Consider the following 13,161-nt stretch of genomic DNA (forward strand, 5'->3'; position numbering starts at 1 on the left):
GGCGGAGCCCCCGGGACTGTTCGCCAGCCGCGATGGCATTCAATCACTTACCGGCAGGCGTGCACGACGCCTTAGGCCCATTGTCCGTCACGCCAGTGACACACTCGATGCCGATGGCCAAGAATCCCCGGTCCGATCGACCCTCGACGGACACCGCATCCCGACCCGCTCCGAGCACGGTTCTGAACCGGCTCGCCTCGGGGCCGAGCCGGGCTTCGCGCATCACTCATACGGAGCACTTGCCCCCGCGCGAGGGCCGCCATGCCGTCTGGCCCGACCGGATCCGCTCCGAGGTCATCGCGGCGGTGCAGGCCACGGGCATCGAGCACCCGTGGGCCCACCAGGCACAAGCCGCCGAGCACGCCCTGGACGGCGACTCCGTGATCGTCGCCACAGGCACCGCCTCGGGCAAGTCGCTGGCGTATCTCGTCCCGGTGCTGTCGTGTCTGCTCGACGGCGCCGAAGCCCCTAACGGCCGTGGCACAACCGCCCTCTACCTCGCCCCGACCAAGGCCCTCGCGGCGGATCAGTGCCGAGCCGTGAAGGAAATTTCACATCCTCTGGGCAACGCGGTGCGTCCCGCCGTCTACGACGGGGACACTCCCGTCGAGGAACGCGAGTGGGTACGCCAGTACGCCAACTACGTCCTGACCAACCCCGACATGCTGCACCGCGGGATACTGCCCTCCCATCCCCGCTGGTCCTCCTTCCTGCGCGCCCTGCGCTATGTCGTCATCGACGAGTGCCACACCTACCGAGGCGTCTTCGGCTCGCACGTCGCCCAGGTACTGCGCCGGCTGCGCCGCCTGTGTGCGCGGTACGGCTCCTCGCCCGTCTTCCTGCTGGCCTCCGCGACCGCCGCCGAGCCGTCGGTGGCCGCTCGCCGGCTGACCGGCCTGCCGGTCGTCGAGGTCGCGGACGACGCCTCACCGCGCGGCGAACTGGTGTTCGCGCTCTGGGAGCCCCCGCTCACCGAACTCCACGGCGAGAAGGGAGCCCCCGTCCGCCGTACCGCCACCGCCGAGACCGCGGACCTCCTCACCGACCTGACCGTGCAGGGCGTCCGCTCGGTCGCCTTCGTACGCTCCCGCCGGGGCGCCGAGCTGATCTCGGTGATCGCCCAGGAACGGCTCGCCGAGATCGACCGTTCCCTGGCCCGGCGCGTGGCCGCGTACCGCGGCGGCTACCTCCCCGAGGAACGCCGCGCCCTCGAGCAAGCCCTCCACTCCGGTGAACTCCTCGGCCTCGCCGCCACCACCGCCCTCGAACTCGGCATCGACGTCTCCGGTCTGGACGCCGTCGTCATCGCCGGCTATCCCGGCACGAGGGCCTCGCTGTGGCAGCAGGCGGGCCGCGCGGGACGCTCCGGGCAGGGCGCCCTCGCGATCCTGGTCGCCCGCGACGACCCACTGGACACGTTCCTCGTCCACCACCCGGAGGCCCTGTTCGACCAGCCGGTGGAGTCCACCGTCCTCGACCCCGACAACCCGTACGTCCTCGCGCCCCACCTGTGCGCCGCCGCCGCCGAACTGCCTCTGACGGACGAGGACCTGCCGCTCTTCGGCCCGGCCGCCGCCGATCTGCTTCCGCAGCTGGAGGCCGCGAAGCTGCTGCGTCGCCGTACGAAGGCATGGCACTGGACGCGCCGGGAACGGGCCGCCGACCTCACGGACATCCGCGGCGGGGGCGGCGATCCGGTACAGGTCGTCGAGGCCGGTTCGGGCCGACTGCTGGGCACGGTCGACGCCGGCGCCGCGCACACCAGCGTCCACGACGGGGCGGTCCACCTCCACCAGGGCCGTACGTACCTGGTGAAGGAACTGGACCTCGAGGACTCGGTAGCCCTCGTCGAGGAGGCCAACCCGCCGTATTCGACGGTCGCCCGCGACACCACGGCCATCTCCGTCCTGGAAACGGACGTCGAAGTCCCCTGGGGCGAGGGCCGGTTGTGCTACGGCTCCGTCGAGGTCACCAACCAAGTCGTCTCCTTCCTGCGTCGTCGTGTCATCACCGGCGAAGTACTCGGCGAGACGAAACTCGACCTCCCTCCTCGTACGCTCCGCACACGCGCCGTGTGGTGGACGGTCACCGAGGACCAGCTCGACGCCGCCCGCGTGACCCCGGAGATCCTCGGCGGCGCCCTGCACGCCGCCGAGCACGCGTCGATCGGCATGCTCCCGCTGTTCGCCACCTGCGACCGCTGGGACATCGGCGGCGTCTCCATCCCCCTGCACCCGGACACCCTCCTCCCGACGGTCTTCGTGTACGACGGCCACCCCGGCGGGGCGGGCTTCGCCGAGCGCGCCTTCCACACGGCTCGCGAGTGGCTCACGGCCACCCGCCAGGCCATCGCCTCCTGCGAGTGCGAGGCCGGCTGCCCGTCCTGCATCCAGTCCCCCAAGTGCGGCAACGGCAACGACCCACTGCACAAGCGGGGGGCTGTGCGATTGCTGACGGTTCTGCTGCGGGGGACGCCGGAGGGGCGGGAGGCCGGGGCAGCCTCGGGGGCGGGAGCTGGAGGTGAGGGGGCGGAGGGGTAGATCGGAGCGGAGGGGTGGGGCGGCGAGAGTGTCGGCTTCCGGCCGCCGGCCCAAGCTGGGCGCCTGGGCCGGCAGGAGGCTGCCTGGCTCCACGGGAGGCTGCCGGGCCATGGCGTCCCCTCCGGTGCGGAGTCGTCTCGCTCCTGGGCGCGAGGCTGGCTCCTCCCGGCTTCTGTGCGAGGCCGACCCTCCACCGACTCCGAACCAGCCCCTCTACCGGTTCACCCACTCTGCCTCTACTGGTTCACCCCCTCTCCGGACTCGGCGGCTTCGCCCGCGGGGTGAGGCGGCGCCATCACCCCCTCGGGCCCCGCCGGAGGCACCGGCCCTGCCGGTCCCGCCCGAGACCTGACCTCCGCGGTGAACGGCCCTCGCCCCGCCGCGACCCTGACGTCCGAGATCTCGCCGTAGACGGCACACCGCACGATGCGGGTGCCCTGGGCCCGCGCCACCCGGTCCGCCCGGGCGCAGGCCGCCGTACCGCCCTCCATCCAGTGGTCCGCCGCCGCGAGCGCCGCCAAGTCAGCGGCGCCACCCGCGTGGTGACGGGTCAACACCGCTTGGCTCATCGCGAGGATGACGCCGAAGATGACGCACAGCACCGCGATCACGCCCACCGCCGAGACGGTCGCCGAGCCCCGGTCCGAAGCGAACGCTCTCCTGCGCGAACCCCACCATCGCTCGCTTCCCTTCGTCATCCGCCCGCCCCCACCGTCTCCTCGGCCAGGGCCACGGCCTCGTGCTCCAGGTCGAGGGTCAGCGCGTCGGGGCCCGGGGGCTTCGCCGTGACCCGTACGCGCACCAGGTCGCCCTCGCGTCGAACCGTGACCTGCGCCCCGCTCGGCGCCGTCTGCCGGGCCACCGTCGTCACCGTGCCCGGTGGGTCCTGACGGGCCGCCGCACGTGCCCCCGCCCGGGCCGCGTCCACGCACTGGATCTGCGCGGACACGGCCATCAGGGCCCAGACCAGTGCCATCGCGAACGCGACCAGCACGGGCAGCACGATGGCCGCCTCCGCCGTCACGAACCCTCGGTCCCCGGCCATACGCGGGCCCAGACCCCGGCCCAGTACCGGACGGGCCGCCCGCTCCTCAGAACTGGCCATTGAGCGCTCGCTCCACGATGTCCTGCAGAGCTCCCTTGACCTGCCCGCTGGTCAGCACCTCGTAGAGCAGCGCGGCGAAGCCCACTGCCGCGATCAGCCCCATCGCGTACTCGGAGGTCACCATTCCGGCATCCCTCCGCGCCGCCGAAGTCCTCCGCACCGCCCAGGCCGTCGGCAGCTCCCACGCCCTGCCCATCAGCGCCTGCACCCTGCCGGCCCGCACTCGTACCCGCATTGCCTTGCTCATTCGAACCCCCGTGTAGATCCGCTCTGTCGACTCGTTCGACGAGTTCGACTCATTCACTTCGTCCAGCCCCGCTGGACCCGTTCCGTTCATCGCTCGCCCTTCATCACGTCTCGCCCGTCATCCACCGCCTCCCAACACCCCGCCCGCCAGCCCGATCACCACAGGCAGCACCCCGATGGCGATGAACGCGGGCAGGAAACACAGCCCCACAGGCGCGGTGACCATGACGGCCGCCCGCCGCGCACGAGTGGTGGCGGTACGTCCCCACTCCGCGCGTGCCTCCGCGGCGAGCCGCCCGACAGGACTCGCCGCCGGTACGCCCGACTCACCCGCCCGCTCCAGCAGCCGGGCCAGTGCCCGGGCGCCGGACAGCGCGGCCAACCCCCGCCACGCCTCGGCCGGTTCACCGCCGAGCCGCACCTCGGCCGCGCCCCGTGCGAGCCGTTCTCCCACGGGCCCTTCCAGCGCCTCCCCCACCGCCTGAGCCGCCGCCACGGGACTGGCGCCGGCCGCGATGCAGGCCGCCAACAGATCGGCGGCAAGCGGGAGTTGCCGCTCGGCCAGTCCCGAGCCGGACTCCTCCGCCGGCGTAGGCCTTCGCTGCCACCTCCTCACCCCGAACCCGGCCACGAGCCCCACGACGATCCCGGGAACTCCGCCGACGAACACCCAGCAGGCGCTGACGGCGCCCGCCACCGGCAGCCACTTCCGCATCGGGGTCCGCACGTCGAAGCGTCGTCCGGTGGGCATCGGTGCCACGACCAGCACCGCTCCCAGCCGTCTGCGCACCCTCCGCTCCCGCCGCGCCGCCCCCAGGGCCCACACCAGCGACCACATCCCCGCCACCAGGCACAGGGCCACCCCCAGCCTGTGGGCAACCTCCGTACTCATCCCGCCTCCGCCTTCCGTACGATCCACAGCGCCCACCACAGCCCGACGCCCTCCAGCGCCCCGCCGACCAGCAGACAGCCGAGGCCGGCGCCGGTGTGCAGCACGACGTGCAGCGGATCGGCGCCGAGCGCGGTGCCGAGGAGCAGGCCCAGCAGGGGCAAGCCCGCGAGCAGCACCGCCGTCGACCGCGCCCCCGCCAACTGGGCGCGCAGATCGGCACGTTGATCCCGCTCCGCGCGCAACGCCGCCTCCAGCCGGTCGAGCCCGGCCGCGAGTCCGGCACCCCGGTCCACGGCGACCCGCCAGCACGCGGCGAGGCCCAGCAGTCCCTCGGCGCCCGGCCGCCGTGCCGCATCGGTGAGCGCGCCGGGCACATCCCCGCCGAACCGCGCCGCCGCCAGCACCACCGCCTGCGCATCGCCGAGCCCGCCCGAGTCACGAGCGGCCCGCAGCAGCGCCTCACCCGGCTGCCGCCCGGCGCGCACCTCACCCGCGAGCGCCCCGCACAACGCGATCACCGCATCGGCCCACCGCTCCCGCGTACGCCGCGCCTGACCGGCCCGCCGAGCCCGCCTCACCAGCGGCACCCCGAGCGCGCCCACGACGAGCGGCACCACAGACGCCCCCAGAAGGGCGATCACCGCTCCGGCGACCAGCGACCACCACTCGCCCCGAAGCCGATGCAGCCGCCGTAGCCACTCCACAGCCGGCGCGACCCGCTCCCGCGCCCTTCGCTCCCACGTCGGCGGTCCAGCCCCCGCCAACCCGCCACCCGCACACAGCAGTTGCGCCCGCCGGGCCCCTGGCCCTTGGCCACTCATCAGCCAGGCCGCCGCCCCGGCACACACCATCGCCGCACCCACCGACACCTCACCGACCCCCGTCACAAGCCCTCACTCCTCTCACCGAGCAGCCCCCGCAGCCGCTCCCAACCCCGCTCGTACGCGAAGACCTCCGCGCCCCAGCGCAGCGCCGGCACCGTCACCACCAGCCCCGCCGGATCCCGCTCCAGCACATGCACCTCGGCGATCCGCCGCCGCCCGGCCCGGTCGCGTACGAGATGGAGCACCACCGAAAGGGCAGCCGCCACCTGGCTGTGCAGGGCGGCCCGGTCGAGCCCCGCCGCCGTGCCCAGCGCCTCCAAGCGGGCGGGCACCAATGACGCGGCGTTCGCGTGGACGGTGCCACCGCCGTTGTGGCCGGTGTTCAGCGCAGCCAGCAGATGGACGACTTCGGGCCCGCGCACCTCGCCGACGACCAACCGGTCCGGGCGCATCCGCAGGGCCTGGCGCACCAGGTCCTGGAGCGTGACAAGTCCGGCGCCCTCCTGATTGGCGGGTCGGGATTCCAGGCGTACGACATGGGGATGGTCGGGGCGCAGCTCCGCCGAGTCCTCGGCGAGCACGATCCGCTCACCCGGTCCGACCAGCCCCAGCAGGGCACTCAGGAGTGTCGTCTTCCCGCTGCCCGTACCGCCGCTGATCAGGAACGACAGCCGGGCGTCGAGCAGCGCCCGCAGCACCCGGTCACCGCCAGGGGGTACGGTCCCCGCCGCCACCAGTTCGTCGAGCGTGAACGCCCGGGGCCGCACGACCCGCAGCGACAGGCACGTCGAGCCGACCGCGACCGGTGGCAGCACCGCATGCAGACGCGTACCGTCCGGAAGCCGCGCGTCGACCCAGGGGTGCGCGTCGTCGAGCCGACGCCCGGCCACGGCCGCGAGGCGCTGCGCGAGCCGTCGTACGGCCGCCGCGTCCGGAAAGGAAACGGCCGTCAGCTCCAGGCCGCCGCCCCGGTCCACCCACACCCGGTCAGGTGCCGAGACCAGCACATCGGTCACCGAGGGATCGGCGAGCAGCGGCTCCAGCGGACCGGTCCCAACCAGCTCGGAGCGCAACCGCTCGGCGGCGCCGAGCACTTCGGCGTCCCCCAGTACCCTCCCCTGGTCCCGCAAGGCCTGCGCCACCCGCGCCGGAGTCGGTTCGGCCCCGCTCTCGGCCAGCCACTGCCGCACCCCGTCCAGCAGCTCCCCATCGGCGGGCCGACCCACGCCCGTACGTCCACCGAGCCCTCCGGCGCGCACGCGTGTGCCCCCGCTCATACGCCCCCTCCCGCAACCGCGGCCCGCTCCCAGAACGCCGAGCAGAAGCGGGCAAGCGGCCCCCGCGTGTCTGCTCCGGGCGGAGCCCCGCGTTCCTGGGCCACCGGCAGCCCCGCCTCCACGGGGACCTCGCCCGCCAAGGGCAGCCCGAGCAGTCGGGCCACCTCCTTGTCGTCCAGGCCAGGTGCGTACGGCCCTCGTACCGCGACTCGTAGATCGCGCAGGACCATGCCGATCACGGACGCCACCCGTCCTGCCGCCGCGACGGCGCGCAGCTCGGCGGGGACCACGAGGAGCCCGAGGTCCAGCTGGGCGAGCACCTCCGCGACCCCTTCGTCGATCCGGCGCGGCAGGTCCACGACCACCGTGCCGCCCCGCCGCCGGGCTGCGGCCAGCACCGCGCGTACGGCCTCGGGAGCGATGGCGACGCAGTCACCGCGGTCCCAGCTGAGGACACGCAAGGCGTGCAGCTCGGGCAGCGACTCCTCCAGGGCGCCGCCTCCGACCCGGCCGCGCGAGGCGGCGAAGGCCGGCCAGCGCAGGCCCTCGGCCGTCTCGCCGCCGAGGAGTACGTCGAGTCCGCCGCCCAGCGGATCCGCGTCCACGAGCAGTGTGCGCCGCCCCTCGCGCGCCGAGGTGACCGCGAGCGCGCAGGCGAGCGTGGAGGAACCGGCCCCGCCGCGGCCGCCGATCACGCCGACGGTGAGCGCGGGCGGGCCGACTCCTTCAGCCACGTCGGCGATCCGGTCGACCAGCCATTGTTCGCCATCGGGCAGCAGCAGAACATGGTCGGCGCCGATCTCCACGGCCCGCTGCCACACCCCCGAATCGTCCTGATCCCGCCCTACCAGCACCACTCCGCGCCTGCGCACGGCTCCGCGCACCCGTCGCGCGGCATCATCGCCGACCAGCACCAAAGGTGCCGTCTCCCAGCCGCCTCCGCGCTCCGGCACCCCGTGGTGGACCTCGGGCCTGGCGCCCGCCGCGGCACACAGCCGCAGCAGGTCGTCCAGCAGTTCCACGTCCTCCGTGACGATCAACGGCCTGCCCTGCCGCCCCTCGGCGGCCGACGGCCGGTCGTGTGTGATGGCTCCCGCCACGATCTCCATCCCCCTTCGCTGCTTCCTCGCGAAGCCCCCGCGGCCCCGCGAATCCCGCCCGCGCACAAGAACCGGCAACCGGTCCTCCATATGGACCGCCGATACGAACCGGCCATAGCCGCCGGACAAACCGAACCGGCCATGAACTCGCACCCGGCGGCACGCGCTGGAATCACGGTGCAGCGATCCCGGAAATCGTGTGGATCTTGCTCGATAACTGTGGACAACTCGATGGCTGTGAATATCGCGTTCACCCATACCGGTGACCCCTGTACGACTTCCACAGAGCAGCGCGACGACTACATACGGTGACGGATCATGCGTACGCGCGTAGAAGCACCGAAGCCCACACAAAGGACCCGGCGCTCAGTGAAGGAAAGGAAAAAACCCACCCGGACATGCGACGACCCCCGCCGGGGGGGAGAGCGGGGGTCGTCCCCACGGCCGACTCGGGGGGGGAGGAGCCGGACCGGGTTAGCACGGTCGCGAACGATCCGTGACTTCCATGGTGTACCCGAGAGCCCTCTCAGGCAAACCCACACGCCTCACCTTACGCCGAATGGTGGGCGCCTATGCTCGGGCTCGTGGAAAACCACTCCTTGCCCCGCACAGCGGCCTTCTTTGATCTGGACAAGACGGTCATTGCGAAGTCGAGCACGCTCACGTTCAGCAAGTCGTTCTACCAAGGTGGACTGATCAACCGCCGGGCTGTGTTGCGTACCGCATATGCCCAGTTTGTCTTCCTCGCGGGCGGCGCCGACCACGACCAGATGGAGCGGATGCGCGAGTACCTGTCCGCGCTGTGCCGCGGCTGGAACGTCCAGCAGGTCAAGGAGATCGTCGCCGAGACGCTTCATGACCTGATCGACCCGATCATCTACGACGAGGCGGCGTCCCTCATCGAGGAGCACCACCTCGCCGGCCGCGACGTCGTGATCGTCTCCACGTCGGGAACGGAGGTCGTCGAGCCGATCGGTGAACTGCTCGGCGCCGACCGGGTGGTGGCGACCCGCATGGTCGTGGGCGACGACGGCTGCTTCACGGGCGATGTGGAGTACTACGCGTACGGCCCGACGAAGGCCGAGGCGATCAAGGAGCTGGCCGCCTCCGAGGGATACGACCTCTCGCGCTGCTACGCCTACAGCGACTCGGCGACCGACATACCGATGCTCGAAGCCGTCGGCCATCCCCACGCCGTCAATCCCGACCGCGCGCTGCGCCGCGAGGCCACCACGCGCGCGTGGCCCATACTCGACTTCCACCATCCGGTGCGACTCAAGCAGCGGCTGTCCGTGCCGCCCCGGCCGGCCCTGGTCGCGGCAGCGGCGATAGGCGCGGCGGCGGCCACCGCGGGCCTGGTCTGGTACGCGAACCGGCGCCGCTCGGTGGTGGGCTGAGCCTGCCGAACGGCCCATGGCGATACGGGCGACCGATTCACTCCTCTTTGCTCCCAAAAGTAAAGAAGCGCAGCAAGGGCTTCCGCTTCCTCCGGTCCAGGAGTACAAAGAAGTTAACGGCCCGCGAGACCAAGGAACATCCGAAAGGATCACCTTTAACCGCAACCGAGGCCCCACGGACCGAGCATGAACACTGGGCACCCACGCGACGTCGACCCGTCGATTACGGGCCAGCCGCACCAGGAGACGGGCAAAGTTCCGACCTGATGGGCAATATCTCGAGGACGCTTGGTAACCCGGTGAACATGCCAGCGGCGGTACGAACTCTCGTACCGCCGCAACCCTGTTCAGGGAGTTTTTCGCCCTCCTGAGAGGCTCATTTCCAAGCCCCGAGGCAGCAGCCTCCACCGAGAGGCCGGACGTCACGCCGCCCCGCGCTGCAGCGCCTCGCACACCGCCGTCGACTCCCGCGCGCCCAGCCCAACCGCCTTGCCACAGTGGGCGATCCAGGTCGCCATGCCCTCCGGGGTGCCGGAAACATAGCCTTCGAAGGCTGCCAGATAGGCCGCGCGACCTTGTTCCGCTTGGCCTACCTCGGCCGGGCAGACGGATTTCGGGTCGAGGCCACTGCCGACCAGGACGATGCGTTCGGCCGCGCGCGCGACCAGGCCGTTGTGGGAGACGAAGGGGCGCAGGGCGAGGAGTTCGCCGTGCACCACGGCGGCGGTCACCAGTGCGGGGGCGGAACTGCCCGCGATGATCAGCTGCGCGAGACCGTCGAGACGGCCCTCGACCTCGGCCGCGTCGGGCAGAGGCAGTTCGATCAGCGGCTCATCGACGGGTTCGCCGTCCTGACGTGGCCGCCCGACCTCCTCCCCCTTGTCCGCGGCCGCCACCAGGTGCAGCCGCGCCAGTACCCGAAGGGGCGACTGCCGCCAGACGGACAGGAGTTGGCCTGCCTCGGCGGTCAGCCGGAGGGCTGCGCCCACCACCCGGGCCTCGTCGTCACCGCTGAAGTCGGTGCGCCGGCGCACCTCTTCGAGGGCCCAGTCGGCGCCGGACAGCGCGGCGGAACCGCGCGCGCCGCGCAGCGCGGCCTCGGAGGTGACCTCGTTGCTGCGGCGCCGCATGATGCGGTGCCCGTACACCCGGTCCGCGGCCTTGCGCACGGACTCCACGGATTCGGCGACGCCGGGCAGCGAGCCCAGGGCCGCGAGCGGGTCGGCGTTCGCACCTGTCGTACTCATGAGTACGACCCTACGCACCACTGTGACCATCCCCACGAAGGAGTGGTCTTCTTCACGTTTGGCGGCGACCCGGCGCGATTTGACCACTAGGCTTACTGAACATGAAAATTGCTTTCGTTGGGAAGGGCGGCAGTGGCAAGACCACCCTGTCCTCGCTCTTCATCCGTCACCTCGCGACCACGGGATCGCCGGTCGTCGCGGTCGACGCCGACATCAACCAGCACCTCGGGCCCGCGCTCGGACTCGACGAGGCGGATGCCGCCGCACTGCCCGCGATGGGCGACCGTCTTCCGCTGATCAAGGACTACCTGCGCGGCTCCAATCCGCGTATCGCCTCCACCGAGACGATGATCAAGACGACACCGCCCGGCGAGGGCTCCCGGCTGCTGCGGGTGGTCGAGAACAATCCGGTGTACGACGCCTGTGCGCGAGCCGTGGAACTCGACGGCGGCGCCGTCCGTTTGATGGTCACCGGCCCGTTCACCGAGGCCGATCTGGGAGTGGCCTGCTACCACTCCAAGACGGGTGCAGTGGAGCTCTGCCTGAACCATCTCGTCGACGGCCAGAGCGAGTACATCGTCGTCGACATGACGGCGGGCTCGGACTCCTTCGCGTCCGGCATGTTCACCCGCTTCGACATCACGTTCCTCGTCGCCGAGCCGACCCGGAAGGGGGTCTCCGTCTACCGCCAGTACAAGGAGTACGCGCGCGACTTCGGCGTCACCCTGAAGGTCGTCGGCAACAAGGTGCAGGGCCAGGACGACATCGACTTCCTCCGCGCCGAAGTCGGTGACGACCTCCTGGTGACGGTCGGGCACTCGGACTGGGTGCGCTCCATGGAGAAGGGCCGCCCGCCCCGCTTCGAGTACCTGGAGGACACCAACCGCCGCGCCCTGCAGGTCCTTCAGGCTGCCGCGGACGCCACGTACGAGCTGCGCGACTGGGAGCGCTACACCCGCCAGATGGTGCACTTCCACCTGAAGAACGCGCAGTCCTGGGGCAACGAGCGGACGGGGGTCGACCTGGCCGCCCAGATCGACCCCGCCTTCGTGCTGCGTGAGGCCGAGACCGCCACGGCGTGACGGCTTGGCCTGGCCGCTACGGCTTGGCCGCCGGAGCGCCCGGGACGCTCTTCGAGGCCGGAGCGGACCGGGCGGAGAGGAATGACGTCCAGCCCTGCGTCGGGGCCTGGCCGACCTTGAGCGTGCGGAGCTTGGCCAGTGTCTGCGGGTCCTGGGCGTCGAGCCAGTCGGCGAGCTGCCGGAAGGAGACGCAGCGCACCTCGCGCTGGGTGCAGACGCGCTCAATGGTCTCCTCGATGGCGCGCATATAGGTGCCGCCGTTCCAGGACTCGAAGTGGTTGCCGATGATCAGGGGCGCGCGGTTGCCGTGGTAGGCGCGGTCGAAGCCACTGAGCAGGCCGTCACGCATCTGATTGCCCCAGTACTCGTGCTTGGCCCGGTCGCCCTGGGACGTGGTGCCCGACTGGTTGACCATGAAGTTGTAGTCCATGGCGAGCGTCTCGAAGGCGCGTCCCGGAACCGGCACGAGCTGCATCGACAGGTCCCACAGGCCCTGCTCCTTCTTGGGCCAGACCTGGTCGTTGACGCCGCTGGTGTCGTAGCGGAAGCCCATCTCGCGGGCCGCGTACAGGAAGTTCTCCCGGCCCTCCAGGCATGGCGTGCGGGCGCCGATCAGTTCCTTGTCGTAGTCGAAGGGCAGCGGGGAGGCCTGCCTTGTGCCCGTGTTGGTCTTCCAGGACTGCACGAATGACTTGGCCTGGTCGATCTCGCTCTTCCAGTCCTCGGCCGACCAGTCGCCGACGCCGCCGCTGCCGCAGAAGTGGCCGTTGAAGTGGGTGCCGATCTCGTTGCCCTCGAGCCAGGCTCCGCGCAGCTGCTCCACCGTGTCCCTCACGCCCCGCTCGTCATTGAAGCCGATGTCGGAGCGGCCGGGTGAGCGCCGTGGGGGATGGTAGAGGTCACGCTTCTCGTCGGGCAGCAGGTACACGCCGCTGAGGAAGTACGTCATCGTCGCCTTGTTGTCCCTGGCCACCTTGCGGAAGTGGGAGAACAGCTTCTGGCTGTCCTCGCCCGCGCCGTCCCACGAGAACACCACGAACTGCGGCGGTTTCTGACCGGGCCTCAGCCGCTCGGGGCGGGGCAGATGCGGCTGCGTCCCAGTGAAGGCGGTGGAGCCGTCGCCGATCAGGCGGAGCGCGCTCTTGGGCACCGGGGCGCCTGCCTCGGCTCTCTTGGGCACCGGGGCGCCCGCCGTCTTCTTCGCGCCGGCGTCACCGGTCGCACAACCCGCGAGCGCCGCCGCGCAGACCGCGGCGGCCATGAAGCCCATGGCGATTCTCTGGGTGGCGCCCATCATCCGCCCACCTACTTCCTTCAGACCCGGGAAACCCGGGCGAGCACCGACAGCGCCGCCAAGGTCGCACGGAGATCTGGAGGAATTAATGCGACAAGCCGATGAATGTGCTTATTAACTCGTCAGGGTGATTCACTAGCCCATTTGCGCCAGTTTT

12 protein-coding genes are annotated in these 13,161 nt (G+C 71.4%); 3 read left to right on the plus strand and 9 right to left on the minus strand.

The window, feature by feature from the left end:
• Positions 1–32: 32 nt before the first annotated feature.
• Complete coding sequence (gene sftH, locus IEZ21_RS29330; protein ID WP_189324884.1) at positions 33–2,540, plus strand: DEAD/DEAH box helicase; 2,508 nt, start codon at positions 33–35, stop codon at positions 2,538–2,540.
• A gap of 236 nt (positions 2,541–2,776) precedes the next feature.
• On the opposite strand, the gene IEZ21_RS29335 is transcribed toward sftH, so the two are convergent.
• From IEZ21_RS29335 to ssd, 7 genes are all read right to left on the minus strand, one after another.
• Complete coding sequence (locus IEZ21_RS29335) at positions 2,777–3,238, minus strand: Rv3654c family TadE-like protein (RefSeq protein ID WP_189324885.1); 462 nt, start codon at positions 3,236–3,238, stop codon at positions 2,777–2,779.
• Positions 3,235–3,645 (minus strand): TadE family type IV pilus minor pilin, encoded by a 411-nt coding sequence (locus IEZ21_RS29340; RefSeq protein WP_373302323.1) that lies wholly within the window; start codon positions 3,643–3,645, stop codon positions 3,235–3,237. Before IEZ21_RS29340 ends, IEZ21_RS29335 begins: the two co-directional genes overlap by 4 nt.
• Entirely contained in the window at positions 3,632–3,892 is a 261-nt protein-coding gene (locus IEZ21_RS29345) for a DUF4244 domain-containing protein (RefSeq protein WP_373302324.1), read from the minus strand. Before IEZ21_RS29345 ends, IEZ21_RS29340 begins: the two co-directional genes overlap by 14 nt.
• A gap of 117 nt (positions 3,893–4,009) precedes the next feature.
• Positions 4,010–4,783, minus strand: a complete 774-nt coding sequence (locus tag IEZ21_RS29350) for a type II secretion system F family protein (RefSeq protein WP_189324886.1) — start codon at positions 4,781–4,783, stop codon at positions 4,010–4,012.
• Positions 4,780–5,634: a type II secretion system F family protein gene (locus IEZ21_RS29355; protein ID WP_189324987.1), complete on the minus strand. Its 855-nt coding sequence runs from the start codon at positions 5,632–5,634 to the stop codon at positions 4,780–4,782. The genes IEZ21_RS29350 and IEZ21_RS29355 overlap by 4 nt, the downstream gene beginning before the upstream one ends.
• 32 nt (positions 5,635–5,666) lie before the next feature.
• Positions 5,667–6,884 carry a TadA family conjugal transfer-associated ATPase gene (locus IEZ21_RS29360; protein WP_246568235.1) on the minus strand — a complete coding sequence of 406 codons (1,218 nt, stop codon included), beginning with the start codon at positions 6,882–6,884 and terminating at the stop codon, positions 5,667–5,669.
• Positions 6,881–7,984 (minus strand): septum site-determining protein Ssd, encoded by a 1,104-nt coding sequence (gene ssd / locus IEZ21_RS29365; protein ID WP_189324988.1) that lies wholly within the window; start codon positions 7,982–7,984, stop codon positions 6,881–6,883. Before ssd ends, IEZ21_RS29360 begins: the two co-directional genes overlap by 4 nt.
• 572 nt (positions 7,985–8,556) lie before the next feature.
• Between ssd and IEZ21_RS29370 the strand changes: the two genes are divergently transcribed.
• Positions 8,557–9,381, plus strand: a complete 825-nt coding sequence (locus tag IEZ21_RS29370; protein ID WP_033321745.1) for an HAD family hydrolase — start codon at positions 8,557–8,559, stop codon at positions 9,379–9,381.
• 422 nt (positions 9,382–9,803) lie between these two features.
• Here IEZ21_RS29370 and IEZ21_RS29375 read toward each other — a convergent pair whose 3' ends face one another.
• Entirely contained in the window at positions 9,804–10,628 is an 825-nt protein-coding gene (locus IEZ21_RS29375) for a Fic family protein (protein WP_189324887.1), read from the minus strand.
• 101 nt (positions 10,629–10,729) lie between these two features.
• Between IEZ21_RS29375 and IEZ21_RS29380 the strand changes: the two genes are divergently transcribed.
• Positions 10,730–11,710 (plus strand): ATP-binding protein, encoded by a 981-nt coding sequence (locus IEZ21_RS29380; protein ID WP_189324888.1) that lies wholly within the window; start codon positions 10,730–10,732, stop codon positions 11,708–11,710.
• A 16-nt stretch (positions 11,711–11,726) separates the two neighbouring features.
• Here the strand turns inward: IEZ21_RS29380 and IEZ21_RS29385 are convergent, their stop codons facing one another.
• A complete protein-coding gene (locus IEZ21_RS29385) occupies positions 11,727–13,004 on the minus strand; it encodes a polysaccharide deacetylase family protein (protein ID WP_189324989.1) in 1,278 nt (425 codons plus the stop codon).
• Between the last annotated feature and the right edge of the window lie 157 nt (positions 13,005–13,161).

The organism is Streptomyces flaveus, from assembly GCF_014647675.1.
GTDB lineage: Bacteria > Actinomycetota > Actinomycetes > Streptomycetales > Streptomycetaceae > Streptomyces > Streptomyces flaveus.

Coding starts and splice junctions, on each gene's coding strand:
- sftH (WP_189324884.1), top strand. CDS start 33: ATGGCATTCAATCACTTACCGGCAGGCGTGCACGACGCCTTAGGCCCA.
- IEZ21_RS29335 (WP_189324885.1), bottom strand. CDS start 3,238: ATGACGAAGGGAAGCGAGCGATGGTGGGGTTCGCGCAGGAGAGCGTTC.
- IEZ21_RS29340 (WP_373302323.1), bottom strand. CDS start 3,645: ATGGCCAGTTCTGAGGAGCGGGCGGCCCGTCCGGTACTGGGCCGGGGT.
- IEZ21_RS29345 (WP_373302324.1), bottom strand. CDS start 3,892: ATGAGCAAGGCAATGCGGGTACGAGTGCGGGCCGGCAGGGTGCAGGCG.
- IEZ21_RS29350 (WP_189324886.1), bottom strand. CDS start 4,783: ATGAGTACGGAGGTTGCCCACAGGCTGGGGGTGGCCCTGTGCCTGGTG.
- IEZ21_RS29355 (WP_189324987.1), bottom strand. CDS start 5,634: ATGGTGTGTGCCGGGGCGGCGGCCTGGCTGATGAGTGGCCAAGGGCCA.
- IEZ21_RS29360 (WP_246568235.1), bottom strand. CDS start 6,884: ATGAGCGGGGGCACACGCGTGCGCGCCGGAGGGCTCGGTGGACGTACG.
- IEZ21_RS29370 (WP_033321745.1), top strand. CDS start 8,557: ATGCTCGGGCTCGTGGAAAACCACTCCTTGCCCCGCACAGCGGCCTTC.
- IEZ21_RS29375 (WP_189324887.1), bottom strand. CDS start 10,628: ATGAGTACGACAGGTGCGAACGCCGACCCGCTCGCGGCCCTGGGCTCG.
- IEZ21_RS29380 (WP_189324888.1), top strand. CDS start 10,730: ATGAAAATTGCTTTCGTTGGGAAGGGCGGCAGTGGCAAGACCACCCTG.
- IEZ21_RS29385 (WP_189324989.1), bottom strand. CDS start 13,004: ATGGGCGCCACCCAGAGAATCGCCATGGGCTTCATGGCCGCCGCGGTC.